Origin of the sequence: Rhizobium hidalgonense (assembly GCF_002914525.1) — a bacterium.
GTDB classification, from domain to species: Bacteria; Pseudomonadota; Alphaproteobacteria; order Rhizobiales; family Rhizobiaceae; genus Rhizobium; species Rhizobium hidalgonense.
Window position 1 is genome coordinate 24,465 of the sequence record NZ_LODW01000062.1, and the last position, 26,299, is coordinate 50,763.

At 63.3% G+C, this 26,299-nt stretch carries 25 protein-coding genes; 9 read left to right on the forward strand and 16 right to left on the reverse strand.

Going from position 1 to position 26,299, the window contains the following annotated elements; translation table 11 throughout:
* Positions 1 to 25: 25 nt before the first annotated feature.
* Complete coding sequence (locus ATY29_RS20195; RefSeq protein WP_097537145.1) at positions 26 to 2,029, forward strand: aldo/keto reductase; 2,004 nt, start codon at positions 26 to 28, stop codon at positions 2,027 to 2,029.
* A 44-nt stretch (positions 2,030 to 2,073) separates the two neighbouring features.
* Here ATY29_RS20195 and cydX read toward each other — a convergent pair whose 3' ends face one another.
* The 7 genes from cydX to ATY29_RS20230 form a co-directional block, all read right to left on the reverse strand.
* Positions 2,074 to 2,196: a cytochrome bd-I oxidase subunit CydX gene (gene cydX, locus ATY29_RS20200; RefSeq protein WP_003571891.1), complete on the reverse strand. Its 123-nt coding sequence runs from the start codon at positions 2,194 to 2,196 to the stop codon at positions 2,074 to 2,076.
* A 13-nt stretch (positions 2,197 to 2,209) separates the two neighbouring features.
* On the reverse strand, positions 2,210 to 3,364 hold the full coding sequence (gene cydB, locus ATY29_RS20205) for a cytochrome d ubiquinol oxidase subunit II (RefSeq protein ID WP_097537146.1): 1,155 nt from the start codon (positions 3,362 to 3,364) through the stop codon (positions 2,210 to 2,212).
* A gap of 5 nt (positions 3,365 to 3,369) precedes the next feature.
* Positions 3,370 to 4,950, reverse strand: coding sequence for a cytochrome ubiquinol oxidase subunit I (locus ATY29_RS20210; RefSeq protein ID WP_097537147.1), 1,581 nt, complete (start codon positions 4,948 to 4,950; stop codon positions 3,370 to 3,372).
* A 76-nt stretch (positions 4,951 to 5,026) separates the two neighbouring features.
* Entirely contained in the window at positions 5,027 to 6,718 is a 1,692-nt protein-coding gene (locus ATY29_RS20215; RefSeq protein ID WP_097537148.1) for an amino acid ABC transporter ATP-binding/permease protein, read from the reverse strand.
* On the reverse strand, positions 6,715 to 8,445 hold the full coding sequence (gene cydD, locus ATY29_RS20220; protein WP_097537149.1) for a thiol reductant ABC exporter subunit CydD: 1,731 nt from the start codon (positions 8,443 to 8,445) through the stop codon (positions 6,715 to 6,717). Before cydD ends, ATY29_RS20215 begins: the two co-directional genes overlap by 4 nt.
* Positions 8,446 to 8,449: 4 nt before the next feature.
* Positions 8,450 to 9,028, reverse strand: coding sequence for a GbsR/MarR family transcriptional regulator (locus tag ATY29_RS20225; protein WP_003571898.1), 579 nt, complete (start codon positions 9,026 to 9,028; stop codon positions 8,450 to 8,452).
* Between the two features lie 284 nt (positions 9,029 to 9,312).
* Complete coding sequence (locus ATY29_RS20230; protein ID WP_097537150.1) at positions 9,313 to 9,912, reverse strand: HupE/UreJ family protein; 600 nt, start codon at positions 9,910 to 9,912, stop codon at positions 9,313 to 9,315.
* A 310-nt stretch (positions 9,913 to 10,222) separates the two neighbouring features.
* On the opposite strand from ATY29_RS20230, the gene ATY29_RS20235 reads away from it, so the two are divergent.
* Positions 10,223 to 11,254 (forward strand): hydroxyacid dehydrogenase, encoded by a 1,032-nt coding sequence (locus ATY29_RS20235; RefSeq protein WP_097537178.1) that lies wholly within the window; start codon positions 10,223 to 10,225, stop codon positions 11,252 to 11,254.
* Between the two features lie 113 nt (positions 11,255 to 11,367).
* On the opposite strand, the gene ATY29_RS20240 is transcribed toward ATY29_RS20235, so the two are convergent.
* The 3 genes from ATY29_RS20240 to ATY29_RS20250 all read right to left on the reverse strand — a co-directional run bounded on the left by ATY29_RS20240 (position 11,368) and on the right by ATY29_RS20250 (position 13,334).
* Positions 11,368 to 11,745 (reverse strand): VOC family protein, encoded by a 378-nt coding sequence (locus ATY29_RS20240; RefSeq protein ID WP_003571903.1) that lies wholly within the window; start codon positions 11,743 to 11,745, stop codon positions 11,368 to 11,370.
* Positions 11,746 to 11,770: 25 nt separating this feature from the next.
* Positions 11,771 to 12,778 carry a Tim44 domain-containing protein gene (locus tag ATY29_RS20245; RefSeq protein WP_097537151.1) on the reverse strand — a complete coding sequence of 336 codons (1,008 nt, stop codon included), beginning with the start codon at positions 12,776 to 12,778 and terminating at the stop codon, positions 11,771 to 11,773.
* A gap of 97 nt (positions 12,779 to 12,875) precedes the next feature.
* Positions 12,876 to 13,334 (reverse strand): YbaK/EbsC family protein, encoded by a 459-nt coding sequence (locus ATY29_RS20250; protein WP_097537152.1) that lies wholly within the window; start codon positions 13,332 to 13,334, stop codon positions 12,876 to 12,878.
* Positions 13,335 to 13,681: 347 nt separating this feature from the next.
* Between ATY29_RS20250 and ATY29_RS20255 the strand changes: the two genes are divergently transcribed.
* From ATY29_RS20255 to ATY29_RS20285, 7 genes are read left to right on the forward strand one after another with little or no spacing between them, the layout of a single operon-like run.
* Complete coding sequence (locus tag ATY29_RS20255) at positions 13,682 to 15,028, forward strand: extracellular solute-binding protein (protein ID WP_003571906.1); 1,347 nt, start codon at positions 13,682 to 13,684, stop codon at positions 15,026 to 15,028.
* A gap of 59 nt (positions 15,029 to 15,087) precedes the next feature.
* Positions 15,088 to 16,389, forward strand: coding sequence for a carbohydrate ABC transporter permease (locus tag ATY29_RS20260; protein ID WP_097537153.1), 1,302 nt, complete (start codon positions 15,088 to 15,090; stop codon positions 16,387 to 16,389).
* 2 nt (positions 16,390 to 16,391) lie between these two features.
* Positions 16,392 to 17,234, forward strand: a complete 843-nt coding sequence (locus ATY29_RS20265) for a carbohydrate ABC transporter permease (RefSeq protein ID WP_003571908.1) — start codon at positions 16,392 to 16,394, stop codon at positions 17,232 to 17,234.
* Positions 17,234 to 18,289, forward strand: a complete 1,056-nt coding sequence (locus tag ATY29_RS20270; protein ID WP_097537154.1) for an ABC transporter ATP-binding protein — start codon at positions 17,234 to 17,236, stop codon at positions 18,287 to 18,289. Before ATY29_RS20265 ends, ATY29_RS20270 begins: the two co-directional genes overlap by 1 nt.
* Positions 18,289 to 19,068 carry a glycerophosphodiester phosphodiesterase gene (locus ATY29_RS20275; protein WP_097537155.1) on the forward strand — a complete coding sequence of 260 codons (780 nt, stop codon included), beginning with the start codon at positions 18,289 to 18,291 and terminating at the stop codon, positions 19,066 to 19,068. The genes ATY29_RS20270 and ATY29_RS20275 overlap by 1 nt, the downstream gene beginning before the upstream one ends.
* Positions 19,052 to 20,056 carry a LacI family DNA-binding transcriptional regulator gene (locus tag ATY29_RS20280; protein WP_097537156.1) on the forward strand — a complete coding sequence of 335 codons (1,005 nt, stop codon included), beginning with the start codon at positions 19,052 to 19,054 and terminating at the stop codon, positions 20,054 to 20,056. The genes ATY29_RS20275 and ATY29_RS20280 overlap by 17 nt, the downstream gene beginning before the upstream one ends.
* Positions 20,056 to 20,877 carry an inositol monophosphatase family protein gene (locus tag ATY29_RS20285; RefSeq protein ID WP_097537157.1) on the forward strand — a complete coding sequence of 274 codons (822 nt, stop codon included), beginning with the start codon at positions 20,056 to 20,058 and terminating at the stop codon, positions 20,875 to 20,877. Before ATY29_RS20280 ends, ATY29_RS20285 begins: the two co-directional genes overlap by 1 nt.
* Here the strand turns inward: ATY29_RS20285 and ATY29_RS20290 are convergent.
* From ATY29_RS20290 to ATY29_RS20315, 6 genes are all read right to left on the reverse strand, one after another.
* The gene (locus ATY29_RS20290; protein ID WP_097537158.1) at positions 20,874 to 21,737 is read right to left on the reverse strand and encodes a glycerophosphodiester phosphodiesterase; all 864 of its coding nucleotides are present in this window, start codon (positions 21,735 to 21,737) and stop codon (positions 20,874 to 20,876) included. The genes ATY29_RS20285 and ATY29_RS20290 overlap by 4 nt on opposite strands.
* A 69-nt stretch (positions 21,738 to 21,806) precedes the next feature.
* Positions 21,807 to 22,901 carry a pyridoxal-phosphate-dependent aminotransferase family protein gene (locus ATY29_RS20295; protein ID WP_097537159.1) on the reverse strand — a complete coding sequence of 365 codons (1,095 nt, stop codon included), beginning with the start codon at positions 22,899 to 22,901 and terminating at the stop codon, positions 21,807 to 21,809.
* Between the two features lie 11 nt (positions 22,902 to 22,912).
* On the reverse strand, positions 22,913 to 23,692 hold the full coding sequence (locus ATY29_RS20300) for an ABC transporter ATP-binding protein (RefSeq protein WP_097537160.1): 780 nt from the start codon (positions 23,690 to 23,692) through the stop codon (positions 22,913 to 22,915).
* The gene (locus ATY29_RS20305) at positions 23,689 to 24,480 is read right to left on the reverse strand and encodes an ATP-binding cassette domain-containing protein (RefSeq protein WP_097537161.1); all 792 of its coding nucleotides are present in this window, start codon (positions 24,478 to 24,480) and stop codon (positions 23,689 to 23,691) included. The genes ATY29_RS20300 and ATY29_RS20305 overlap by 4 nt, the downstream gene beginning before the upstream one ends.
* Positions 24,477 to 25,310, reverse strand: coding sequence for an ABC transporter permease (locus tag ATY29_RS20310; protein WP_025418042.1), 834 nt, complete (start codon positions 25,308 to 25,310; stop codon positions 24,477 to 24,479). Before ATY29_RS20310 ends, ATY29_RS20305 begins: the two co-directional genes overlap by 4 nt.
* A complete protein-coding gene (locus ATY29_RS20315) occupies positions 25,307 to 26,296 on the reverse strand; it encodes an ABC transporter permease (protein ID WP_097537162.1) in 990 nt (329 codons plus the stop codon). Before ATY29_RS20315 ends, ATY29_RS20310 begins: the two co-directional genes overlap by 4 nt.
* Between the last annotated feature and the right edge of the window lie 3 nt (positions 26,297 to 26,299).

Below are 26,299 nucleotides of genomic sequence, written 5' to 3' on the forward strand. Positions count from 1 at the left end.
AGGCAGAAAGACGAAAGAGGTTTCCATGACTTCCGATCAACCGATCCGCTGGGGCATCATCGGCCCCGGCACCATCGCCCGCACCTTTGCCGATGGCGTCGCCCATTCGCGCACCGGCAAACTGGTGGCGATCGCCACCCGCAATCCTGCAAAGCCGGGCCTTGCCGAGAATTTCCCGGGTGCCCGCATCGTCGAGGGTTACGAGGCGCTGCTTTCCGACCCCGAGGTCGATGCGATCTATATTTCCGTGCCCCATACCGGCCACGCCGAATGGGCAATCAAGGCCGCGCGTGCGGGCAAGCATATCCTGGTGGAAAAGCCGATCGCGCTTTCGGCCTATGATGCCGAAGCCGTTTATTACGAAGCCAAGAAGGCCGGTGTGTTTGCCGGCGAGGCCTTCATGTACCGCGTGCATCCGCAGACGGAAAAGCTGGTCGAACTCATCAAGAGCGGCATCATCGGCAACGTCCGCATCATCCGCTCGAGCTTCGGCTTCAACATGGGCAGCTACAAACCGGAACACCGGCTGTTCGCCAATGATACCGCCGGCGGCGGCATTCTCGATGTCGGCGGCTATCCAGTTTCCATGGCGAGGCTGATCGCTGGCGCGGCGGAAGGTAAAGCCTTCCTCGAACCGGAGAAAGTTTCCGGCGTCGCCCATCTCGGTGAGAGCGGCGTCGATGAATGGGCGTCCGCAGTGCTCAAGTTCCCGAACGAGATCATCGCCGAAGTCTCCTGCTCGATCATGGCCCAGCAGGACAATGTGCTGCGCATCATCGGCTCCGAAGGCCGGATCGAGGTCGCCGATTTCTGGTTCGCCTCCGGCCATAAGGGCGGTGTCGGCAAGATCGAGATCTTCAAGGGCGGCAAACAGGAAACCGTCGAGATCAAGGAAGAGCGCTGGCTCTATTCCTTCGAGGCGGACGCGGCAGGCGACGCCATCCGCGCCGGCAAGACCGAGTTCAGCACTCCCGGCATGAGCTGGGCCGATTCGATCGGAAACCTGCGCGTGCTCGACCAGTGGCGCGCCTCGGTCGGTCTCGAATACGGCGTCGAGAAAGCCGTCAAGCGCACGGCCAACATTGCAGGCGGCATCGTCAAGCGCGGCAACAGCATTCCGCAGCGTCAGATTCCGGGCATTTCCAAGCCGGCTTCTGTCGTCACCCTCGGCTTCGAGTTCTTCCCGAACTTCGCCTCCGCCTCGCTGACCCTCGACGCTTTCTACGAAGCCGGCGGCAATGCCTTCGACACGGCCTTTGTCTATGGCGCCGGCAAGACGGAGGCGATCTTCGGCGACTGGCACACCAGCCGCAAAGTGCCGCGCGAGGAGATCGTTCTGATTGGCAAGGGCGCGCATTCGCCGCTCTGCTATCCCGATATGATCGCCAAGCAGCTCGACCAGTCGCTCGCCCGGCTGAAGACCGACTATGTCGACATCTATTTCATGCATCGCGACAATACCGACGTGCCGGTCGGCGAGTTCGTCGATGCCATGGATGCCGAGGTCAAGCGCGGCCGCATCCGCGGCATCTTCGGTGGTTCGAACTGGACGCGGGCGCGTTTCGACGAAGCGATCGCCTATGCCGAAAAGACCGGCAAGGCGGCACCGGCAACGCTCTCCAACAACTTCTCGCTCGCCGAGATGCTCGATCCGATCTGGGCCGGCTGCGTCGCCGCCTCCGATGACGACTGGAAGAAGTGGCTGAACGAGAAGCAGATCCCGAACTTCGCCTGGTCGAGCCAGGGCCGCGGCTTCTTTACCGACCGCGCCGGCCGCGACAAGCGTGATGATGAGGAGATCGTGCGGGTGTGGTATTCCGAGCGCAATTTCGGACGCCGCGATCGCGCCATCGAACTTGCCAACAAGCTCGGCCGCAATCCAATCCACATCGCACTCGCCTATGTGATCGCTCAGCCCTTCCCGGTCATTCCGCTGATCGGGCCGCGCACCGTCGCCGAGCTGGAAGACAGCCTTTCGGCGCTCGACATCAAGCTGACGCCTGATCAGGTGAAATGGCTGGAAGGCTGACGAAAGAGCAAAGGGCGCGGTTTGAAGCCGCGCCCTTTCCATATCTACCTGCGTGTTTCGGACGCCCTTTTTCTCGCGGCGTCGTCCATCAACTCATACCACATGGCGTTGAGGACGGCGAAGGCGGCGGCCAGAGGCAGGCCAAGGATCCATGCGAAATACCACATTGTTTCGTCTCCCTCAGTAGGCGTGGCTGTTTTTGTCAGTGACGGACTGCTCATCGACCTTGCCCCACAAAACCCTATAGACCCAGGCCGTGTAGGCAAAGATGATCGGCAGAAATATCGCCGACACCACCAGCATGATGAACAGCGTCATGTGGCTGGAGGATGCATCCCAGACCGTCAGACTCGATCGTGGATCGAGCGAGGAGGGCAGGATGAACGGGAACATCGAGAGACCGACTGTCGAGATGATGCCAAAGATTGCGAGTTTGCTGAGGAGCAGCGTCATCACCTCGCGCCTTGCCCGCATGGCGATGAAAGCCAATGCCGCACCGGCAAAGCCGAGGACCGGTGCCAGGATCATCCACGGATGCGCGGTGTAATTGACAAGCCATGCGCCCTTTTCGAGCACCGCGGTCTTCAGCAGCGGATTGGACGGCCCGATCGGGCTGATATCGCTGGTGATGCGATAGCCGTCGACGCCGGTCCACAGAAACAGACCGCCGAGGGCAAAGAACACGATAGCGGCAAGAGCAGCGATGCTGCCATAGCTTCTGGCCCGTTCCGCAACCAGGCCGCTCGCTTTCAACACCAGCCAGGCCGCGCCGTGCATCGTCAGCATGGCGACCGAAAGCAGCCCGCAGAGCAGCGCATAGGGGTTGAGCAGACCGAAAAACGAGCCTTCGTAGAAGATCCGCATATCGTCGGCAAAGCGGAAGGGCACGCCCTGCAGCACATTGCCGACGGCGACGCCGAAGATCAGCGACGGCACGAAGCCACCCACAAAGAGCGCCCAGTCCCAGCCGTTGCGCCAGCGGGCGCTTTCCCGTTTCGACCGGTATTTGAAGCCGACCGGGCGCAGGATGAGCGCGAACAGGATCGCAAACATCGCCAGATAGAAGCCCGAGAAGGAGACCGCATAGAGCGGCGGCCAGGCGGCGAAGATGGCGCCGCCGCCAAGGATCAGCCAGACCTGGTTGCCTTCCCAGGTGGCGCCGATGGTGTTGATCGCCACGCGCCGTTCCGTATCCGTCCTGGCGACGAAAGGCAGAAGTGTGCCGACGCCGAGATCGAAGCCGCCCGTCGTCGCAAAGGCAATTAGTATCACGCCGAGCAGCAGCCACCAGATGACGCGCAGGGTTTCATAGTCGATGAGTTCGTGAAGGATCATGGAGGTCACTCCGCGGCCGGGACGAGGGTTTCGGAAATCAGCACGGCTTCCGGCTCGTCGTCCGGCTCCGGCCCCTGTTTGATTGCCTTGATCATCAGGCTCATCTCGATAACGATCAGCACCGTGTAGAGCGCGGCAAAACCGATGATCGTCAAAAGCACGGTGCCGGCGCCGAGGCTGGAGACGGCTGCCGCGGTCGGCAGCACGCCTTCGATCACCCAGGGCTGGCGGCCGAATTCGGCGACGACCCAGCCGAGCTCGATGGCGACAAAGGGCAGGGGGATCGCCAGCACCGCAATCCGCAGCAGCAGCGGGTACTTGTCGAGGTGGCGCCGCGCCGACAGCCAGAAGAAGGTTGATGTCAGCAGGATGAAGAAGATGCCGAGTCCGACCATGATGCGGAAGGACCAGAAGAGCGTCGGCACATGCGGGATCGTATCGCGCGCGGCCTGGACAATCTGCTCCTCGGTCGCCTGGCGCGGGTCATCGACATAGCGCTTCAGAAGAAGGGCGTAGCCGAGATCATGGCCGAGATCCTCGAAAGAGCTGCGCACCTCCTGGGCCACCTGGTCCTGCTTCGGCGCCGCGCGAATCTGCATCAAGGCGTCGTAAGCCTTGATGCCGTCGCGGATGCGGGTTTCGGCCTGCTGTTCGAGCTTGTCGATACCGGGGATCTCGGTTGTCAGCGACCGGGTGCCGATCAGGCCCATGATCCATGGGATATGCACGGCAAAATGCGTCTCGCGCGCTTCCTGATCCGGGAAGCCGAAGGCGGTGAAGGCGGCCGGCGCCGGCTCGGTCTTCCACATGCCCTCGATCGCGGCGAGCTTCATCTTCTGGTTCTCGGTCGCGAGATAACCGCTCTCGTCGCCGAGCACGACCACCGAGAGCGCCGAGGCAAGGCCGAAGGAGGCAGCGACCGTCATCGAGCGCTTGGAAAGCTCGATATACCGGCCCTTCAGCACATACCAGGCCGAGACGCCGAGAACGAAGATCGAGGCGCAGACATAACCAGCCGATACCGTGTGGACGAATTTTGCCTGGGCGACGGGATTGAAGACGACTTCGAAGAAGCTTGTGATCTCCATGCGCATCGTCTGCGGATTGAGCGCCGATCCCACCGGGTTCTGCATCCAACCATTGGCGATGAGGATCCAGAGGGCTGAGAAGTTCGAGCCGAGCGCTACCGCCCAGGTGGCGACGAGATGGCCGACCTTCGAGAGTTTGTCCCAGCCGAAGAAGAACAGGCCGACGAAAGTCGCCTCGAGGAAGAAGGCCATCAGGCCTTCGATCGCCAGCGGCGCCCCGAAGATATCGCCGACATAATAGCTGTAATAGCTCCAATTCATGCCGAACTGGAATTCCATGACGATGCCGGTGGCGACGCCGATCACGAAATTGATGCCGAATAGCGTGCCCCAGAATTTCGTCATCTGCCGCCAGATCTGGCGGCCGGTCATGACATAGACGGTTTCCATGATTGCCAGGAGCACGGACAGGCCGAGCGTCAGCGGCACGAACAGGAAGTGGTAAAGCGCCGTCAGCGCAAATTGGAAGCGCGATAGCGCTACGATATCTAGTTCCATTGTCTTTCTCCCACGGTCCCACGCGGTACGGAGCGTTCCTCAGCGCCGGCCGGCGCCTGAGGGCATGCGGTATCGCTCAATCCGGCCGAAGCCGGTCGAGCACCTTTTCGAACGCCGCCTCTCCGCGGCGCGAAATCTCTGAAATGCGGCCGCCTTCGACGACGGCGATGCGGTCGGCGATGGCAGCCTCGCGGCGGATATGCGTTGCGATCACCAGCGAGCGGCCAGCTGCCATCTTCGAAAGGCGCTGGAGCACATTACGGGCGGTGGCGCCGTCGAGGCCTTCTGTGGGCTCATCGATCAGCCAGAGCGGTGTGTCGCGCAGGAAGAGCCGGGCCAGCGCCAGCCGGCGCGACTGGCCGCCGGAAAGGCCGAGCCCGCCTTCGCCGAGCAACGTGTCAATCCCGCGCGGCATGGCCTCGACATCACCGAGCAGACCGGCGGCGGCGAGCGCCTCACGAAGGCGGGCCTCGCTTGCATCCGGGTTGGCAAGAGCGAGATTGCCGCGCAGGCTGTCCTCGAAGAGCTCCGTCCGCTGCGTCAGCAAGGTTGCCGTGACCGCCGCAACGGTTCCGGCCCTTGCCGGCAATTCGCCGGAAAGCAGGGCGAGCAAGCTCGACTTGCCGGCGCCGCTGCTGCCGATGACGGCCAGGCGTTCACCCTGCGGGAGCGTGAGGTCTATGCCCACGAGCGCCGGCACGGCAGAATTCTCATGGAAGGCAGTCACAGCAGCCAGTGAAAAAGCATATCCCGACAGTGGCGCCGCCAAAGGTTCGGATGCCTCAGCGGCAGCAAGCCGCGGGGCGACGCGCTTTGCCGCAAGCAGCGTTCGCCCAAGTTCCAGGGCGCCGCGGCGCAGCGCCGTAAAAGGTTCGACGGCCGCGAAGGCAACGAGCAGGCCGAGGGCTGCGACAGGAGGGGTAATCGCCTTGGTTTCCGCAAGCGCGGCGACGGCAAGCAGCGACGCCGTCAACAGCAGGGTGGAGACGAGACCGAAGCCGAATGTCAGGCCAGTTTCGACGCGGTTCAGCCGGTCGTCGGCGCGACCGGCATAATGATCGGCCGCAGCGATCGCGCTGCTCTGCGCGGCGAGCCGGCCGGCCATCAGGAGGTCGGTCTGGCCCGCGACGAGGTCGATCGTCCGCGACCGCAGCGCCTCGATGCCATGGGCCCGCCTGCGGGCATGTTTGCGCGCCGCCCGAGCGGCGATCAAAGGCAGGCCGAGGCCGGCACCAGAGAGAAAGAGACCGGAGAACAGGCCGAACAGTGGATGCATGATCCCCAGCACCACGCTCGCAGCCAGGGCTGCCCCCACAGCGACCGCGGCCGGCACGAGAATGCGCAGGTAGAGAGAATCGAGCGCATCGATATCGGCCGTCAGACGGAACAGCAGCGTTGCGGGGCGGCGCGACAGGGCGCGCGCCGCACCCGCTTCGGCAAAGCCGCGAAACAGCCTTTCGCGAAGAGCGGTGAGCACGCCGAGCGTTGCGTCATGGGTTGCAAGCCTTTCACCGTAACGGGCCACAGTCCGGATGATCGCAAGCAGCCGGATGCCGGCCGAAGGCGCAAAGACGTCGAAGGTGATGGCGGCGGCGGCGGAAAGGCCGGCAAGCGAAGTGGCGGTGATGAACCAGCCGGACAGACCGAGCAGGGCGATGCCGGCCATGACCGTCGCTGCCGAAAGTGCTGCGCCGAGCAGCAGTGCACGCCGGCGCTCGGCAAAGAACAGCCGCAGGATCGGCTTGAGGTCTGCAGCATATCTGCTCATTCGGCGGCCTCCCTTACGATACAGTCGGCGTCGATGCGGATGGTGCGATGCATACGGGCGGCAAGCAGTGGATCGTGGGTCGCGACGATCAAAGTGCGTCCCCTGGAAAGCAAGAGCAGGCTCTCGGTCACTTCGGCGGCGGTGGCCGCATCGAGATGCGCGGTCGGCTCGTCGGCGAGGATGATCTTCAGATGCGGATTGCAGGCCGCGCGCGCAATCGCCAGCCGCAGCGCCTCTCCGCCGGAAAGCCCGATGCCGCCCTCGCCGAGCAGCCGGCCGCCATAGGCCTCAGCCACCTTTTCGAGTCTTGCAGTGGCAAGCGCATCCGTGACATCACCACGTGCGATGCCCGGCCTGCCGAGCGAAATATTGCCTGCGATCGTGCCGGCAAAGATATGCGGCTTCTGGCCGATCCATGCCATTGCCCCGCGCAGGCTGCCGGCAGTGTCATCTGCAAGCTCGGCACCGCCGATGACGATGCGCCCGTCGGCGCAGGGCGCCAGCCCTGATATCAGCGAAAGAAGCGTCGATTTGCCGGAACCGCTGGCGCCGAGCAACGCCAGATGTTCGCCGGCAGCCATATCGAGGTTGAAACCGTTGAGAATAAGCGGTTCGTCGGCGCCGTAGCGGAAGGCGAGATTTTCAAGACGGATGGCCGGCGCCCCGGTCACGGCACCCACAGTTGCATCTGCCGATCCCCGGATCGGCAAACCACCTGCAGCCAGCGTATCCAACGCTTTCAGTGCCGCTTCGCCGGCGGCCCGATCGTGCCAGACGGCCGAAAGTTCGCGCAGCGGCTCGAAGAAGGCGGGCGCCAGCAACAGGATGAACAGCCCCTCGGTCAAGTCGAGCCGGCCTGCCCAAGTGCCGAAGCGGATTTCGCCGAGCAAGCTGAAGCCGACATAGACGGCAATCATCGCCACGCCGAGTGCTGCGAAAAGCTCAAGCACGGCCGAGGAGAGAAAGGCAATCTTCAACACTGCCATGGTCCGCAGGCGCAGCGATTCCGACTCGCGGCGCAGCCGCAGCGCGGTCGCATCAACCGCATCGAGCGCGCGGATCGTCGCCAGTCCGCGCAGTCGATCGAGTAGGAAGCCGTTGAGGCCACCCGTTGCAACGAGTTGCTTTTCGCTGGCCGCCTGCGCACGCCAACCGATCAGCGCCATGAAGATCGGGATCAGCGGCGCGGCGAACAACAGCACAAGCGCAGCAATCCAGGAGACCGGAAGGATGCAGGCGAGGATGATCAGCGGCACAAGGCTCGCCTTCATGCGTCCCGGATAGAAACGGGCGAGGTAGGGCACGATCAGTTCGGCCTGCTCGCCGACGATACTTGCGGCCTTGCCGGAGGCCTTCCGGCTGCGATCGATCGGCGATGACAGGGAAAGGGCGGCGGTGGCGATCTGCCGTCTGCGGCTGAGTTCGACGCGCGCGATATGAAAGGCGAGGCGGCCGCCAGCGGCGTCGAAACAGCTTCTTGCCATTCCGAGCGCGAGGAGGCCGAGGGCCGGCCAGACAACGCCCTGCAATCCGCCGCCAGCGGCGATGCGGCCGCCCGAGATCGCCAGCAATGCAGCTTGCGGAATCCAGAAGGCTGCGGCCAATGACTGCAGTATCGCCGCTCTGCGCAGCCCGCTTTTTACCGGATCACGGCGGGACGAAACAGCATCGCCATCCCGCGGCTGTACCTCCGGTTTATCTCTCGCGTCGAAGAAAGCAGTGCCCATGGCGCTAACTCTTGTTCGCAGGATTCGGCCGGCGGCTGCGGCCGAGCGAAACGACCCGGTCCTTGGCCTCCAGAAGCTTCGTCACTTTCGCGCCTAGCGAGAGTAGCGTTGCAAGCCTTTCCGTTTCAAGTTGTTTTACGTCTTCATACCAATGCGTCAGCTGCTCGATCAGCGTGTGCATCTCGCTCATGCGCGCCTGCGCATGCCGTTCGGCGTCGCTCGCCGGCCGCTGCATCAGGATTTCACGCAGCACCGACAGCGTCGGATCGACTTCCCGTTTCTTTCGCTCCTCGGCAAGCGTCCGCAAGATGAGCCAGACGTCATCGGGCGTGGTGAAGAAATCGCGGCGGTCGTCCGGCTTGTGTTTGAGAAGCACGAGGTTCCACGCCTGCAATTCGCGCAGGCTCATTGAGACGTTGGAGCGCGAAATGCCGAGTGCATCGGCAATCTCCTCGGCGCAGATCGGCGCGGGCGAGACGTAGAGCAGGGCATAGATCTGGCCGACCGTGCGGTTGATTCCCCAGCGGGAACCCATTTCGCCGAAATGGAGAACGAAGGACTGGACGAGAGGCGGCAGGTTCATAGTCTTTTCCGTTGCGTCTGTGATTTCAGTAATTTCTGAAATCACTATATCGACCTTCGCGCCCCGCCGACAATCGTCAAGGCGGCCCTGCGTCAATATGGATGGCCGTTCAGATCGTGCGTCGGATATAACAGGAAGCGACGCGGTCGGATTTGACTTGGATCAATTCCGCAGCACTTTGCAGTCATGACACGGAAACGCCCGGCAATGCGCTACGCATGCCGGGCGTTCTGATTTGACTGGTATAACGAGCGGCGTTTAAGCCCGCCGCCGATTGAGCCGGCTCAGATCAAGCCGGCCAGGATGCCGACGCCCGATATGGCGGCGATGCCGCCGGCCGCGCGCGTCACGAAGGCGCCCCGACGTTCACCGGCGCGGCCGACGAAGTAACCAAGAGCAAGGCCCGTGAGGTGCAGCAGCGCGGTCGCGATCATGAAACCGGCAGCATAGGCGGCACCGGCAGCGTTATCCGGCATTTCGGCGCCGTGTGCGTGACCGTGGAAGATCGCAAAGAGCCCGACAATGCCGAGCGCTGCAGCGAGCGGCGCCTTGACATCAAGCGCAACGATGGCGCCGAGGACGACGACGGAAAGCGCGATGCCCAATTCAACGAAGGGAACATTGATACCGGCGGCGCCGAGGGCGCCACCGAGCGCCATGACGAGAACGAAGGTCGTCGGCACGAGCCAGGTGGCGCGGCCGCCGAGCTGGAATGCAAAAACGCCGACCATTACCATGGCGAGGACATGATCGAGGCCCGACATCGGATGGGCAAAGCCATGGCTGAAACCAGCAGCATCGCCTATCGCGGGATGGGCGGAGGCAACGGCTGGAAGCGCTGCGCCGGCGAAAGCCAGCAGGCCGCTCTTGAGTGCTGATTTCATTGCTCATTCACCTCGCGAGTTTCGAGTATCCTGCGGCCGCTGAACAAAGGCATGGGTCCAGGCGCGGGCATCAAGCTAGTTCAAAGCGTTTGCGCCGTCAACGCTGTATTCAGAGCAAATGCCAAGCCAATTCAAGTGCTTATCTAGTAGGCAGATGCCGCTTTCGACAGCGCCGCAGCAGCGAAGGTCGACGCGGAGAAGCGCCGGCTTGTTTCGAATTCTTCCTTTCGTGAACTGGAAAGGCTCCCGCACAGAGGCTATCAATCGTCCCACCGAGATGGCGCAAACTGCCGCGATGGAGGAGATGCCGATGACAAACACCGACCGGCCGCTGGCGATCAGCGCGCCTGAGCCGCGCACGCTCGATCTGATCTTCACCGAAAAGGCGCGCGCCGAACTGCATGCCAAATACGAGATCGTCGAAGCCGATCCGGAAAATATCGCCGGCCTTGGTGACGAGATCCTCGGCAGGGCGCGTTACATCATCGGCCAGCCGCCGCTTTCGGCGGAAACGCTGGCGAGAATGCCGGCCCTGCGCTCGATCCTCAACGTCGAAAGCAATCTTCTCAACAACATGCCCTATGAGGTGCTCTTCGAGCGCGGCATCCATGTCGTCACCACAGGCCAGGTCTTTGCCGAGCCGGTCGCCGAAATCGGTCTCGGCTTCGCGATCGCCTTGGCGCGCGGCATCGTCGACGCGGATGGCGCGTTCCGCGAGGGCAACGAACTCTGGGGCGGGGAAGGCAATGCAAATGCGCGGCTGATCGCCGGCTCCGAGATCGGCATCGTCGGCTTCGGCGATCTCGGCAAAGCGCTGCGCCGGCTGCTCTCCGGCTTCAAGGCCCGCGTCAGAGTGTTCGATCCCTGGCTGCCCCGCTCGATCCTCGAGGAAAACGGCGTCGAACCCGCAAGCCTGGAGGATGTGCTGACGAAGAGCGACTTCGTCTTCGTCGTCGCGGCCGTCACCAGCGAAAACAAGGGGTTTCTCGGCAGAGAGGCCTTCGCCAGCATGCGTAGAGGCGCGGCCTTCATCCTGCTCAGCCGCGCCGATGTCGTCGATTTCAAAGCGCTGATGGCGGCCGTCTCGTCAGGCCATATCGTTGCAGCAAGCGACGTCTATCCGCAAGAACCGCTGCCGCCCGACCATCCGGTGCGGAACCTCAAAGGCTTCATCCGCTCGGCCCACCGCGCCGGCGCGCTCGACAGCGCCTTCAAGAAGATGGGCGACATGGTGCTCGAGGACATGGACCTGATGGATCGCGTCCTGCCGCCGATGCGCTGCAAGCGGGCGGAGCGCGAAACGGTTTCGCGCATGCGCTCCAAACCGGTCGCGGTCAATTGACTTCGAGTCGATCCGGAAGGCCGATGATGGATGAGCGACCGCGACGACGTTCGGTATGACCCGTTGCCGGGGTTCCCGCACGCTCCACTTTGTGGCGCGCTGCTCACACACAATCAGCTCGTATGTCGGCTGGTCACTCTGACGTAATAGCCGTCAGGATCGATGAGGCGAAAGTCACGAAGTCCCCAAGGCTGCAAGGCAAGATCGGTGAGTGGCCAGCCGCTCTCTTTCGCCTTGCGATAGGCACCCTCAATGTCGGTGACGCTTAAAACGATCTCGACACCAAGACCAACTTTCTCGCCGGTTTCGATCCGCAACGGATGATCGCTCGAAAGGGCGCTTCGCCTATTGATCGCGATGACTGCGTCATCGTTCGTCAGCAAAGTATAGTCCGCGTTTGTCGGGCCTTGGATTTCAAAGCCCAGAATCCGCCGATAGAAACTGAGCGATTGCTCCGGCGCTTCGACAAATAGCTCCAATCTCAATTGCAACGGATTGCCCTCGGACCGCGCCACCTCAGGCGGCGCGCTGCTCACTTCCCTGGATCGCGGCGAGCTTCCAGTCGGCGCCGGGTTTGCGTACGAAGGTCCAGACCTCGATGCTTTCGCTCGGGCGGCGAGCGTCGCCAGAAACGACGCGGCCGCTGTCGCGTTCGACCATGGCATCGATCGAGGAGTAACGCATGGCGAGCGTCGCATATTCCTGACCGTCTTCGCGCCAGGCCTCGGCAATGTCGCCCTGTAGCAGCTTGACATCGGAGACGCGGTTGCGCACGCCGTTGGTGGCGTTTTCGCCGAGTTCCTCGGCCAGATAGGACATCGCTTCGGGCGTCGTCAGCCGGCGCAACGTGGCGTAATCCTCGGCACCGTAAGCGGTCTGAACGTCGGTCAGCAATTCCTCGAACTGATCGAGATCGGCCTGCGCCAGCCCGATCTCGTCGCTCGGTCGGTTGCCGCGCGAGGACCACCCTGAACCGGCACCCGAACCGATCGCCGGTATATGGAACGACGAATGGTTGGCCGGCGACATATTATAGGACCGGCTGAAGGAACCGCTTTGGCCACCAGCGCCGTAGGAAGGCTGGCGGCGGTTGGCGAAATAACGCATGGCGAGCATGGCGGCACCGCCGATCAGCGCGATCTGCAGCAGCATGCCGAGGAAGCCGAAGCCGCCGCCGAAACCGTGACCGAGCAGCATGCCGAGGAGGCCGCCGGCAATCAGGCCGCCGATCATCGAACGGCCGAATCCGCCGAAGAGACCGGGGCGCTGGGCGCCGAAGGGCTGCTGTGCTGTGGCGGGTGCCGTGGTCTGCGGGCGCGGCGTCATCGACCGTTCGATCGGCGCGGCGGGCGCAGGCGCAGTTGAGGTGACAGGCGGAGCCTGGAAGGTGCGGGTACCGCGGCTTCCGAAGCCGCCGCTGCCGGCCCGGCGTGCTTCTGCATCGCCAAGGGAGGCAAAAACTGTAGCGCTCGTCAGAACGGCAATGGCCGCGAACTTGGCAAAACGCGAAATGGCACTCGGCATTCCTGGTCTCCTGTCATGCGCAATCACGGCATGTCGGGAAAGAATATAGGGACTCTTTCTCAGGTTTGAAGTTCTTCGGCTGCATTACTGCCGCACGCTACTGACAGACGTCGACCCAGCTGGCGCCGGTCAGCTCCGCCAGCCGTCCGGTTTCGATGCGGATCGCCGAATTCGTCGAGCCGGCGGCCGGCACGACTTCATCGAAGCGTTTCAGCGAGATATCGCAATAGATGGGCAGCGGCGAGGGAAGGCCGAAGGGGCAGACGCCGCCGACCGGGTGGCTGGTGACAGTCACGACCTCCTCGGCGTCGAGCATGCGCCCCTTGGCGCCGAACGTGTCCTTGAACTTGCGATTGTCGAGCCTTGCCGTGCCGCCGGCAACGACCAGCATCATCTTTTCGCCGACCCGCAGGCAGATCGTCTTGGCAATCTGGGCCGGCTCGACGCCGTGGGCCTCGGCCGCAAGCGCCACCGTCGAGGAGCTCTCGGCGGTTTCGATGATGTCGATATCGGGTGCGTGCGCACGCAGGAAAGCGCGGACGGATGCAAGGCTCATGGCTGCATGCTAGCGCATCGGCCCGGAAATCGGAACCGATTTTCCGAAAGCAGGATGCGAGGGGCGAAACTGTTGCAACGTCGGTTGCGCGCCTCGAAAGACGTGCTGCGCTGCAGGATGACAAGCGCAATTTGAAGCGTAAAAGCCACTCCCGAAAACCGTCGCTTGCAAGTCTGACAGACATCGTCATAATAATTTTGCACACGTGCTCAATTTTGTCATTCGGCCGTTACATCAAACCCCTAGAGCGGACATCGTCACGTTTTCGTGGGGTTTCGGAGCGGCCATCATCAGCAGTGCTGACCCGCCAAGAGGCTTCACGCTGCTCTTCTAGGGAGACGAAGAAGATGACCATTTTGCCGACACTGAAATCCCTCGCCATCGCAGCCGCCATCCTGGCTTCGAGCTCTGCAATTGCGCTTGCCAAGGACGTTCACATCAGCGTCTGGGCCGGCGGCACCGGCCCCAACGACGTCTATCGCCTCGACGCCATCGAGATCGCAGCCCAGCAGCTGCAGCGCCAGGCCGCGCTGAAGGGTGAAGATCTGAAGATTACCGTCGAGAAGAAGCCCTATTCCGCCTGGGAGGACTTCAAGCAGGCGCTGACCCTTGCGGCGGAAGCCAAGACCGCCCCGAACATCGTCGTCAGCGGCCACGAAGACATCGCACCATGGTCCCAGGCCGGTCTCATCGTTCCGATTGAGGATTATGTCGATCTCGACTCCTGGCCGCTCAATGGCATCTACGAGAACCTGCTGCAGATCGCCTCCTATAATGGCACCGTCTACGGCATTCCGCAGGATGCCGAATCCCGGCCGATGTTCTTCTGGAAGCCTTATATGAAGGCGATCGGCTATAGCGACGCCGATCTGGATGCGCTGCCGCAGAGTGTTCAGGACGGCAAGTACACCATGAAGAACCTGCTCGACGACGCCAAGAAGATGCAGGACAAGGGCCTCGTCCAGCCCGGCTACGGCTTCTATCCTCGCACCAGCAATGGCCCTGACTACTGGCAGTTCTATACCAGCTTCGGCGGCACGATGGAGGAAAACGGCAAGCTCGTTTTCGACAAGGCGGCGATGACCCGCACCTATCAGTTCTTCGCTGACGCCGTTAAGGCGGGCGTCACCAAGAAGAACCACATCGGCATGCCGGGCGACCAGTGGTGGAAGGAAGTCGCCACCGGCAAGGCCGGCATCTGGGACGCAGGCACCTGGCACTATGCCCGCCTCGTCAACCAGGAAGGCCTGAAGGACTTTTTCGGCAACGTGATCTTCACGCTGATCCCCGCCGGTGAAGGCGGCAAGGCCAACACGCTGACCCACCCGCTGGTCTATCTGCTGACCGCAGGTCACGACAAGGAAGATACCGAGATCGCCGCCCAGCTGGTCACCATCGCCTCCGAGCCGCGCATCAACGCGCTGCATGCGGTCAAATCAGCCCATCTCGGCATTTCCGAGGCGGAATCGGAAGTCGATTTCTACTCGGCCGACCGCTGGACCCGCGAAGCCACCGAGCGCCTGCTGCCGCATGCCAATGCGATGCCGAACAATTCCGATTTCGGCAAATATTGGAACATCATGTGGAAGAACCTCGAAGCATCCTGGACCGGCGCCAAGACCGTCGACGCCGCGGTCAGTGATGCCGAGAGCGAGCTGAAGAGCACGCTCGGCGACAAGATCGTCATCCGCTGAAGCATTCCGCCGGGCGGCGGCACTCCCGCCGCCCGGTCGGGTCCGCGAGGAGGCCTTCCATGAAATCGTCCAGAACGCTCGGACTGGTGATGATCGCGCCCGCGGCGATCATGATAGTCCTGTTCTTCCTGATGCCGGTGGTTTTGACGGCGGTTTTCTCGATGACCAACATGACGACGGCGACCGGCATATCGGGAGGCGTCTACCAGATCGCGCCCAGCTCGCTGATCGCGCTGAAATCGGCGTTGCCCGAGATTGCCACCGAGATGGCCGAACCGCGCTACACCATCGACGAGGCGGGCCTCACGGCCGTCGAGGACCTCGGCATGGCGCCGGGGATTGTTGCGGAATTGCGCGCCAAACATATAGGCGAGGTCTTCCCGGCGCGCCGCGACGTCGAGCGCATGATCAAGGATCTCACTGAGCGACCTTCGACACGCGAGGTCAAGCAGATCTCCGAACAGTTCAACCGCTCTGTCCTCAATACCCGTTTCGACAGCAAGCAACAGCTGTTTTCGGCGCTGGACAGCCTGGGTTTCAAGCTGACGCCGGAGCAGAAGGAAACCGTCGCCAAGACCACCTATACCGGCTGGACCTGGACGACCGACAATTTTTCACGCATGGCCACCTCGCCCGACATGGCGCGTGTGCTGTTCAACACCGTGCTCTATGTCGCGCTGGTGCTGATGCTCTTCAACGTCGGTTATGCGCTGCTGCTCGCCATCTGGACGCATTACATGCCGCCGACGTCTGCCTCGATCTTTCGTGGCATCTGGCTCCTGCCGCGCATCACGCCCGTCGTCATCTACGTCATGCTGTGGAAGTGGCTCGCCTGGGACAGCGGCTTCATCTCTGTCCTGATGGGCAAATTCGGCTACCCTCCGAAGAACTACCTGCTCGATACCGCCTATCATGCCTGGTTCTTCGTCGTGCTGATCAACGGCTTCATCGGCGCCTCGATGGGCATGCTGGTGTTCTCCTCGGCGATGAAGGCCATTCCGAAGAGCCAGTTCTATGCGAGTGAGGTCGACGGCGCCTCGCGCTGGCAGCAGATCCGCTACATTATCCTGCCGCAGATGCGCTGGCCGATCCTCTTCGTCACCTGCTATCAGACGCTGTCGCTGCTCGCCTCCTTCAATGAAATCCTGCTCGCCACCAATGGCGGGCCGGGCAATGCGACCGAGGTCTGGGCGCTGTCCGCCTATCACACCGCGCTCAGGAACTACGCCGGCAATCTCGAATATGGGTTGGGTGCCGCCATGGCGCTGGTGCTCGTCGTCATCGGCGTCACGCTGTCGCTTCTCTATCTGCGCGTCTTCAACTACGGCACGCTTGTCGCCAAGCCCCTGATCGAGGATTGACCATGGTCGAACGCTCGCAGCCCTCGGCAAATTACCGCAGCTGGCCTGTTATAACGGCGCTGACCATCGTCAGCCTGCCGCTGCTCTTGATGTATGTCTATCTCTTCCTCGACACCGTGACGGTAAAGCAGCCGGACGCTTTGCTGCCCTCCGGCCTGACGCTCGATCACTGGCGTTTCCTGTGGCAGACGACGCCGGGCAAGGCGAACATCTGGCAGGTGACGGTGAATACGCTGCTCTTTGCAACCTGCACCACCAGCGTCGTGCTGATCGTCTCGTCGATGGCCGGTTACGTGCTGTCGCGGCTGAACGTGCCGGCGCGCGGCTTCTTCCTCGCCGGCGTCATGGTGCTGCACGCCTTCCCGTCGGTGACGCTGATCATCGCCATCTTCATCGTACTGCAGATGATCGGCCTCTATAATTCGCTGATCGGCGTCATCCTGGTGAAGGCGGCGATCGACCTGCCGCTCGGCATCTGGCTGATGAAGGGCTTCTACGACACCGTGCCCTGGGAAATCGAAATGGCCGGCGTCGTCGACGGCGCCTCGCGTTTTCGCGTCTGGCGCAGCCTGGTGCTACCGCAGGTCAAACCCGGCATCATGGCGCTCGGCCTGTTCTCCTTCCTCGCCGGCTGGGGCGAGTTCATCCTGCCGCAGGTGCTGGCGCCGGGCAATCAGGTACAGGTCCTGTCGGTCTATCTCGCCGGCTTCCTCGCCGACGACAACAATTACGATTTCAATATGTTCAAGGCGGTCGGCCTCTTCTATCTCATTCCGGTGCTGATCGCTTACGCGCTCTTCAACAAATATCTCATGAACATCTATGGCGGCGGGAGCAAAGGCTGATGCGCATCCTCCTCGACAATTTCTCGAAGAGCTTCGGCTCCACCAAGGTCATCGAAAATATGCAGCTCGAAGTCGGCGACGGCGAAATGCTGGCGCTGCTCGGCCCTTCCGGCTGCGGCAAATCGACGACGCTTTTTGCCGTCTGCGGCATTCACCGGCCGACCAGCGGGCGCATCTTCTTCGGCGACCGCGACGTCACGGATCTCCCGAGCCAGGCCCGCAATGTCGGCGTCGTCTTCCAATCTTATGCGCTCTACCCGCACATGACGGTTGCCGAAAACATCAGTTTTCCTCTGAAGGTGAAGAGCATGCCTGCCGCCGACATCCGCAAGGAGGTCGAGCGCATTTCCGAGCTTGTTCATATCAGCAATCTCATGGAACGCCGTCCGGCGCAGCTTTCAGGCGGCCAGCAGCAGCGCGTGGCGCTGGCGCGAGCGCTGATCCGCAAGCCCGACGTGCTGCTGCTCGACGAACCGCTCGCCAATCTCGACGCCAAGCTGCGCCTCGAAATGCGCTCGGAAATCCGACGCCTGCAGCGCGAGACCGGCATCACCGCCATTCTCGTCACCCATGACCAGGTGGAGGCAATGAGCATGTGCGACCGCATCGCCATCATGAAGGAAGGCGAGATCGTCCAGATCGCCACGCCGGCCGAAATGTATAATGATCCGAAGACCGCCTTCGTCGCCGGCTTCCTCGGCAACCCGCCGATCACCTTCCTGCGCGGCGTCGTCGACAAGGGCGCCTTCGCCATCACCGAAAGCGAAATCCGCGTGCCTTTGCCAGGCTCCATTGGCGCCGCCGAGGGCACGAAGCTGATGCTCGGCGTCCGGCCGGAGCATTTTACGCCTGCGGGCGATACACCGGTGTCCGGCAAGGTCACCTTCGCCGAAACGCAGGGGCGGGAAAACCTTTACGACGTCCGCCTTGCTGGCGGCCCGCTGCTGCGCTCGATCCAGCCGGTGCGCAATGATATCCATGTCGGCGACGATGTCCGCTGGGCGATCGATAGCCGCGGCGTCTTCGTCTTCGACGAAAATGGCAGGAGGCTCTGATGACCCGCGATTTCCAGGCATTCTTCGAGCGTCACGGCTGGCCGACGGCCAAGGGCCGGCTGCCCTTCTGCATTGGTCATCGCGGCGACAGCGGCCATGAGCGCGAAAACACGATCGCCGCCTTCCGCCGCGCTGCCGAACTCGGCGCCGAAATGTGGGAGCTCGACACGCAGCTGACCCGCGACGGCGTGGTCGTCGTCTCGCATGACGACCATCTCGCGCGGGTCTTTGGCATCGACCGCCGCATTTCCGAAATGACCGCGGCGGAACTCGCCGCCCTCGACGGCATCGACGTGCCGCGTTTTTCGGAGGTCGCAGCTCTCGGCCGCGAGACCGGCACCGGTCTCTATGTCGAGCTCAAGGCGCCCGGAACCGGCATGCTATGCTGGCAACATCTTGCTGAGATGAATCAGCGTTTCGCCTGCCTCGGCTCCTTCGATACGGCGCAGGTACGCGAACTCAGCGACGCTGGCTGCGACTTCCCGCTTTCGGTGCTGATCCGGGTCGGCCACGATCCGCATGCGCTCGGTGACGAGGCCGGCGCCGATATACTGCATCTCTGCTGGGAGAGGGCAGGCGAGCGGCCGCAGGATCTGGTGACCGAAGCACTGATGCACCGCGCCTTTGAGGCCGGCCGCGAGATCGTGCTCTGGCACGAGGAACGGCGGAGCATTCTCGATGACATCATGAAGCTTCCGGTTCTCGGCATCTGCACGGATCTTCCCGATCTGATGCGGCCGTCGGCAGAGAGGGAAAAAGCAGTTGCCAGACAGGGATAAAGGACCGCGCAAGGTAACCTCCTTCGACGTGGCGCGGGTGGCTGGTGTTTCGCGCGCCGCCGTGTCGCGCGCCTTCACGCCGGATGCCAGCGTCTCGCCGAAGACGCGCGAGAAGGTCTTTGAGGCTGCCAAGGAACTCGGCTATCGGGTGAACTATCTTGCCCGAAGCCTCACCAACAAACGCTCCGATCTGGTCGGCGTCGTTGCCGCAGGCCTCGACAATCCATTTCGAACGCTGCAGATCGAAAATCTGGCAAGGGTGCTGATCGCCCGCAATTTTCGCCCCATCCTGCTGCCGACCTCGCAGGAGGCGGACACCTCGACGGTCATCGGTCAGCTGCTGCATTACGCCGTCTCCGGCGTCATCGTTACCTCCGACGCGCCGCCGACCGAGATTTGCGAGCAATGTGCGGCCGAAGGCGTGCCGATCGTGCTGATCAACAAGGGCAACGATATCCCCTTCGTCGACCGCATCATCTCCGACGATCGGATGGCCGGCCATCTCGCCGCCAGCCACCTGATCGAAAGCGGCGCGCGGAAACTCGCCGTTATGGCGGCTCCCGCCATATCCTATACGGCGCGGCGGCGCAGCGAAGCGTTCCTGGCACGCTGCAAGCAGCTCGGGGTGGAAGCGCAGATGCTGCAGGTCAGGATCAACGATTACCGGAGCGGCTATGATGCGGCAGCCGACCTTGCGGCATCCGGCATCGATGGACTGTTCTGCGCCAACGACTATATGGCCTGCGGCGTGGTCGACCGCGTCATGCGGGGCCGCAGCCGCGATGATGCGCCGCCGCTCTCCATCATCGGCCATGACGACATTCCTCAGGCGAGCTGGACCGCCTACGACCTGACGACCATCCGCCAACCCTGCGATATCCAGGCCGAACAGACCGTCGATCTGCTGATGAGCCGGATCGCAGAGTCGGACTTGACGGCACGTGTCGAATTCACGCCGGTAACGTTGATAAAAAGAAGGACTGCCTGATGAGTTCCGCATTCGATTCCGCCGCCATCCGCACACGGTCAGAGGTCGCGATCACAGTCGCCCTTGAGGTCGGGCGGGAAGCCGCCCGGTTTCGGCGCGACTCCAACCCCGGTACGCTTGCCGTCGAGAACAAGGGATTGCAGGATTTCGTCACCATCGCCGACAGGCGAGCCGAGCAAGCTATCCGCAACGGGCTCATCTCGCGCTTTCCGGACGATACGTTCATGGGCGAGGAGAGCGGCCGAAGATCGGGCGGAGCCGGCACCTGGGTCGTCGATCCGATCGACGGCACGACCAACTATATCAGGGGCTTCCGGCACTGGGCCGTCTCGATCGCCTTCGTCGCTGGCGGCAAGGTCGAAATCGGCGTGGTCTACGATGCCAGCGAGGATAAGGTCTTTCACGCCGTCCGCGGCGGCGGCGCCTTCAAGGACGGAATTCCAGTGCATGCGGCGGCGACCGCCGATCCTGCCCATGCGCTCGTCATTCTCGGCCATTCCCGCAAGACCAGTTTTGACGACCATCTCGCGCTCTCCAAGCGGCTTCACGAACGCGGCATGGACTATCGCCGCACAGGCGCGGCGGCGATCGACCTCGTTCGCGTCGCCGAAGGTGCTGCCGATCTCTATTACGAACGCCATCTCAATGCCTGGGACATGCTCGCTGGCGCACTGATCGCCAAAGAGGCCGGCGCGATGGTGGCGATGCCTGATGTCGATAGGATGCTTGCGCAGGGCGGACCTGTCGTTGCCCACGCGCCGGGGCTTGCCGGCGAATTCGCCTTCATCCTCGATATTGAGGGGCTGACGCCTGCCGGTTAAACGGCCATGCGGCGGCTCCAGGCGCGCTCGGTCGCCGGCGCCTCGTCGGTGGTGATCTGATCCGGCTTCAAAGCCATCAGCGCCTGGAAATTCCGCCATTCCTCTTCGCTGAAACCGGCTTCCGGATCCTTGAGCGTAAAAGTCCAGGCATCGACCCGTTTGCCCTGATCCTGGCAGAGCGCGATCATGTCGAGACCTCCTTTGGCGGCGTCAAGGATCAGCTGCCAGTGGAGATAGATCGTATCCGGTTCGGTCGGGCCGCGCAGGTCGGCGCGCAATTCCGTCTCGACAGCCTTCCAGCCGCTGGCCTGCCCGATGTCGCCGAGCTTGTTGGTCGGATCGATGCCGCGCATGAGATTGGGAATCTTCTCCTTGACCGCGACGATGAGGTCGAGACTGCCGGCGCTGACGATCACCGAGGCGGCGATATCGCGGAAATGCGCGGCAAGGTGCTCGATGCCCCTGGCACCGATCGCCCCATAATCGTCCTTCATGTCGAACTGCAGCAATGCGGCGGGGTGTGCCGATTGCAGCATGGCGGCGAGATCCTCGCTAAGGATCAGCGGCCGGTCGCCCTCTTTCATCCTGATATCGCCGATGTCACCGATGCTCTTTTCGGCGATCGGTCCGTGCCCGGTTGTTTCGCCTTCGAGCTCTTCATCATGCAGCACGACGAAACCGCCATCGGCGCGCACCCGCAGATCGAGTTCCATCGAGGCACCGGCTGCAAAACCCTCGGCCATCACTTCGGCAGAAAACAGCGGATCGGCAAACCGTTTGCGCAGGCGGTGCCATTTCAGCCGGGTGCGATGCCCCAAATGCGAAATCTCCAGGCCCTGCGCATCCAGCAATCCAGTCATCTGCAGCAAGTCTCCGTGATGCCACTCTCCTGCCTTGACGAAGCGTGTTTATCAAGAGCCGAATGCCGTTCAGCGGCTGTAGGTCGCGGATATTGCCTCGGAAGCGGCGGCGATATCGCAGGAATGGCCAGCCTGCCTCAAGGCCGCGCCGTAGGCGACGACATTCGCGAGCACCGTCTGGAACGCGGCGCGCTGACCCGTATGGTTCAGCCGCAGGAGACGGGCGGGCGCAGTCCCGACACCTTCGGTCAGCTCCACCCCCAGCCGCCCGGCGGCCGCTATCAGCGCAACGGGCGCCAAGCCCACCGGCGCCGGCACCGCCGTCACCAGGTTCGAGGCCCTTGCCGCCGGCACCCAGGCTGGAGTGCCGAGTGCTGCCAGCCCCGCCCTTGTCGCCGATGCCGCCAGCGCATGGCGGGCGACGAGATTTTCCAGACCTTCAGCCTCGATGCGGTCGAGCGCTGCCTCCAGCGCGAAGAATTCCAGCGGCGCCGGTGTCCCCGGCAGAGCCCATCGGCCATTATCGAGCCATGCCTCCAGATCCGCCAATGACAAGATCGAATCGCGCGGCGCGCCGTCGCTCAGGATCATATTCCATGCGCGGCGGCTGACCGAGAGCGCGGACAGACCGGCCGGACCGCCGAGCGCCTTCTGCGGGCCGATCACCGCGATGTCGATGCCGAGATGATCGACATCGAGGCTATGACCGCCGACCGAGGCAACCGCATCGACGACGGTAGCGATGCCGCGGTCACGCGCAAGCGCCAGGATCTCCGACAGAGGGTTCAGGATGCCGCTCGCCGATTCCGCATGAACCACAGCCAGCACATCGATCCCGGGATCGGCGTCGAGCGCCCCGGCGACGGCCTCGATTACGATCGGCAGGCCCGGTTCGGCGACGATATCCCGAACCGTCGCGCCGCCCCGCCGCAGCCATTGCCCGAACCAGCCGCCATAGGGGCTGGTGACGATGTTGAGGGCGGAGAGGCCGGGGCGTGCAAGGCTGGCTGCCACCGCCTCCAGCGCCACCACCGCCTCGGCCTGCACAAGCAATATGTCGCTGCGGCTCTGCAAGATGCCGCCGATCCTGTCGGCGAGGACGCCGTAGCGTTCCGCCGGATAGGAGGGGACGCCGTGCAGGGGATTCCAACCGGGGTCGAACATGGACATCTCCTTCAGGACGGGTCGGTCACGAGACACGGAACGGCTGCAACAAGGGCGCGGGCGGCCGCCGATTGCGGCGCGGCAACGATCGCCGCTGCCGGACCGATCTCGACCATCCGCCCGCCATCCATGACGGCGACGCGGTGGGAGACGGCGCGGACCACGGCAAGATCATGCGAAATGAACAAACAGGCAATGCCCTGTTGCTTCTGCAGATCGACCAGAAGTTCGAGGATCCTGCCGCGCACGGTGACGTCGAGGGCCGAGACCGCCTCATCGAGCACCAGCAGCGACGGCCGTGTCGCGATCGCCCGGGCAATCGCCACACGTTGGCGCTGGCCGCCGGAGAGCGCACGAACGGGCCGATTTGCATGATCGGCGGTCAGGCCGACCCGTTCGAGAAGCATTGCGATCTCGCCGGGGCGACGGTCCCTGGCGACAATGCCGTGTATGCGCAACGGATCGTCGAGAACCGTGCCCACCGTCGCCAGCGGGTTGAAGGCGGCGAGCGGATCCTGAAACACCATCTGCATGCGCGCCCGTTTGCGGCGCAGGGCGGCACCCTTCAGCCTCAGCCAATCCTCTCCGTCGAAGCGAATCGAGCCGGCGTCGCAGGAAACTAGCCGCAGCAGAATACGCGATAGCGTCGATTTTCCGCTCCCGGAGCCGCCGACCAGACCGAGCGTTTCCCCGGCTGCGATCGTTAGCGAAACATTATCGAGAGCGATGATCTGGCGGCCCGCCGACGAAAAGCCTTTCGAGATATTTTCGATAGAAAGCAGCGGGCTCATGGGGACGCCTCCGCGATCAGCGGTGGCGTTGAGAGGTCGCGATGACTGGCGATCAGGACCGCGGTATAGTCGCTTTTCGGCGCCGAAAGCACCGAACGGACCGGGCCTGCCTCGACGAGGCGCGCATCGCGGAAGACGGCGATCCGGTCGACAAAGCCGGAGGCGAGCGCGATGTCGTGGGTGATGAAAACAAGCGTCATGCCGTCCTCGCGCACCAATCCGTCGAGCAGGCGGACAATCTCGGCCTGGACCACGACGTCAAGCGCGCTGGTCGCCTCGTCGGCGATCAGCAGCGCCGGCCTTGCGGCAACTGCCGCCGCGATCGCCACGCGCTGGCGCTGGCCGCCGGAAAGCTGGTGCGGAAAAGCCCGCAGCACCTTGTCGGGCTGCGGCATCCGCACCCGCCCGAGCAATTCCTCGGCTCTGATTAAGGCCTGTTTCCAGCCGAGGCCGAGATGGCGCCTGGCGCCCTCGGCAATCTGCTCGCCGATCGTCAGCAGCGGATTGAGGCTCGTGCCCGGATCCTGGAAGACGAAGCCGAAATCGCGGCCCGGGCGGGGCGGATGGCCGAGTGCCGGCCAGTGCATCTCGCCGCCGACTTTCGCTCCGTCAGGCAGCAGACCGGCGAGCGCACGGGCAAGCGTGCTCTTGCCGGAGCCGCTTTCACCGATGATCGCCAGCCTTTCGCCGGCCTTGATATCGAGATCGATGCGGTCGAGCGCGGCAGCTTTGTTGCCGCGCGCATAGGTGACCGAAAACTGCCGGAGGCTGCAGAAAATGCCGCTCATGCCGTCCTCCCGCCGTCATCGCCAAGCGCGTTGACGAGACCCTCGCTGAACAGATGGACGCCGAGCACGGTCACGGCAAGTGCCGCACCCGGGATGACGGAGAGATAGGCGGCCGATCGCAAGACGCTGCGGCCTTCGGCGATCATCGAACCCCAGGTGGCGATATTCGGATTGCCGAGGCCAAGAAAGGAAAGCGCCGCCTCGGTGAGGATTGCGCCGGCAACGATCGTGGCCGAAAGCGCCAGCACCGGCGGCAGCGCGTTCGGCAGGATTTCCCGGAAAGCGATCTCCACAGGATGCATGCCGATCACCCTTGCCGAGGCGACGTAGTCCTGCTCGCGGATCGCCAACACCTGCGCCCGTGTCAGCCGCGCCGGATCGGCCCAGGCGCCGAGCGCGATGGCTAGAACGACAACGGGCGTCGAGACACCGATGGTGCTGACGAAGGCGAGCGCCAGCAGAAAACCCGGTACGATCTGGAAGGCGTCGACCACACGCATCAGCGCCTCGTCGACGATCCCGCCGGCAAAACCCGCCGCCATGCCGACACAGACGCCGAGGATCATCGCGGAAAACGCCGCGGCAAGGCCGACGGCAAGCGAGGTGCGCGCGCCATAAATGAGGCCGGCGAGCACGTCGCGACCCAAGCGATCCGTACCGAGCGGAAAGGCCGGATCGGCGAATGGCGGCAGCAGCGCCCGGCCGGCAATCCTGAGCGGGTCACCCGGCGAGACGATAGGAGCTGAGAGCGCGGCTAAAAGCAGAACGGCAAGGATCGCAAGCCCGGCCACGCCTTCCGGCGTGCTGAGGAGGCGCCGGAAACGGCTCATGCGCCACCCTCCGAAGTGCCGATGCGCGGGTCGAGCGCGGCATAGGCGAGATCGACAAGAAAATTGACCGCAATGACGAGGACGGCGCTGGTGACGATAATCCCCATCAACAGCGGCGCGTCGCGGCCGTTGACCGCCTCTTGTGCCAGCCGCCCGAAACCCGGGATGGCAAAGACGCTCTCGATCACCACGCTGCCGCCAAGCATGGCGGCCGCTTGCAGCCCGAGCATGGTGACGAGCGGCAGCAGTGCGTTGCGCGCGACATGGCGCAGCACGATACGGCTGCGCGACAGGCCTTTGGCGCGGGCGAAGAGAACGAAATCCAATGTCCAGGCCTCAGCCATGCCGGCGCGCGTCACTCGCAGGAACAGAGCGAGATAGATCAAGGCGAGTGCGCCGACCGGCAGAACCAGATGAGCCGATATGTCGAGCGCCCGGGAAAACCCTGTCTTGCCCGAAGCGATCGTCTCGATGCCGGCGATCGGAAACCAGCGCAGCTTCACCGAAAAGGCGATGCTGAGGACGAGGCCAAGCCAGAAGCTCGGTATGGCATAAACAACAAGCGAGCCGATCGATAACAGCCGGTCCCTTGCGCTGCCCGGCCGCGCGCCGGCAAGGATGCCGAGCGCCGAGCCGAGGCCGAAGGAGAGCGCCGTCGCACTGCCCATCAAGAGCAGCGTATTGGGCAGGCGTTCGGCGATCAGTTCGCCGACCGGCCTGTTGAAGGCGACCGACCAGCCGAGATCGAACCGCGCCAGAGAAGTGAGATAAAGCCAGAGGCGCGCAAGCATCGACTGGTTGAGGCCGTAGCTCTCACGCAGCGACTGCCTCAGTGCCGCATCGCCGCCGCCGATCGAGCCGAGATAGGCGTCGACGGCATCGCCCGAGGCGGATTCGAGCAGGAAAAATGTGAAGATGACCACGATCAGCAGCACCGGAATGGCGCTGATCGCCCTGCGCCTCAGGAGGATGATTGCACGTTTCACGCC

Bases quoted from the DNA above. Each gene is read 5' to 3' on its own strand.
- ATY29_RS20245 (WP_097537151.1), bottom strand. From the start codon at position 12,778: ATGCCGAGTGCCATTTCGCGTTTTGCCAAGTTCGCGGCCATTGCCGTT.
- ATY29_RS20250 (WP_097537152.1), bottom strand. From the start codon at position 13,334: ATGAGCCTTGCATCCGTCCGCGCTTTCCTGCGTGCGCACGCACCCGAT.
- ATY29_RS20305 (WP_097537161.1), bottom strand. From the start codon at position 24,480: ATGAGCGGCATTTTCTGCAGCCTCCGGCAGTTTTCGGTCACCTATGCG.
- ATY29_RS20270 (WP_097537154.1), top strand. From the start codon at position 17,234: ATGCGCATCCTCCTCGACAATTTCTCGAAGAGCTTCGGCTCCACCAAG.
- cydD (WP_097537149.1), bottom strand. From the start codon at position 8,445: ATGGGCACTGCTTTCTTCGACGCGAGAGATAAACCGGAGGTACAGCCG.
- cydB (WP_097537146.1), bottom strand. From the start codon at position 3,364: ATGATCCTTCACGAACTCATCGACTATGAAACCCTGCGCGTCATCTGG.
- ATY29_RS20235 (WP_097537178.1), top strand. From the start codon at position 10,223: ATGACAAACACCGACCGGCCGCTGGCGATCAGCGCGCCTGAGCCGCGC.
- ATY29_RS20275 (WP_097537155.1), top strand. From the start codon at position 18,289: ATGACCCGCGATTTCCAGGCATTCTTCGAGCGTCACGGCTGGCCGACG.
- ATY29_RS20230 (WP_097537150.1), bottom strand. From the start codon at position 9,912: ATGAAATCAGCACTCAAGAGCGGCCTGCTGGCTTTCGCCGGCGCAGCG.
- ATY29_RS20310 (WP_025418042.1), bottom strand. From the start codon at position 25,310: ATGAGCCGTTTCCGGCGCCTCCTCAGCACGCCGGAAGGCGTGGCCGGG.
- ATY29_RS20210 (WP_097537147.1), bottom strand. From the start codon at position 4,950: ATGGAACTAGATATCGTAGCGCTATCGCGCTTCCAATTTGCGCTGACG.
- ATY29_RS20300 (WP_097537160.1), bottom strand. From the start codon at position 23,692: ATGAGCCCGCTGCTTTCTATCGAAAATATCTCGAAAGGCTTTTCGTCG.
- ATY29_RS20195 (WP_097537145.1), top strand. From the start codon at position 26: ATGACTTCCGATCAACCGATCCGCTGGGGCATCATCGGCCCCGGCACC.
- ATY29_RS20260 (WP_097537153.1), top strand. From the start codon at position 15,088: ATGAAATCGTCCAGAACGCTCGGACTGGTGATGATCGCGCCCGCGGCG.
- cydX (WP_003571891.1), bottom strand. From the start codon at position 2,196: ATGTGGTATTTCGCATGGATCCTTGGCCTGCCTCTGGCCGCCGCCTTC.
- ATY29_RS20290 (WP_097537158.1), bottom strand. From the start codon at position 21,737: ATGACTGGATTGCTGGATGCGCAGGGCCTGGAGATTTCGCATTTGGGG.
- ATY29_RS20295 (WP_097537159.1), bottom strand. From the start codon at position 22,901: ATGTTCGACCCCGGTTGGAATCCCCTGCACGGCGTCCCCTCCTATCCG.
- ATY29_RS20215 (WP_097537148.1), bottom strand. From the start codon at position 6,718: ATGAGCAGATATGCTGCAGACCTCAAGCCGATCCTGCGGCTGTTCTTT.
- ATY29_RS20255 (WP_003571906.1), top strand. From the start codon at position 13,682: ATGACCATTTTGCCGACACTGAAATCCCTCGCCATCGCAGCCGCCATC.
- ATY29_RS20285 (WP_097537157.1), top strand. From the start codon at position 20,056: ATGAGTTCCGCATTCGATTCCGCCGCCATCCGCACACGGTCAGAGGTC.
- ATY29_RS20225 (WP_003571898.1), bottom strand. From the start codon at position 9,028: ATGAACCTGCCGCCTCTCGTCCAGTCCTTCGTTCTCCATTTCGGCGAA.
- ATY29_RS20265 (WP_003571908.1), top strand. From the start codon at position 16,392: ATGGTCGAACGCTCGCAGCCCTCGGCAAATTACCGCAGCTGGCCTGTT.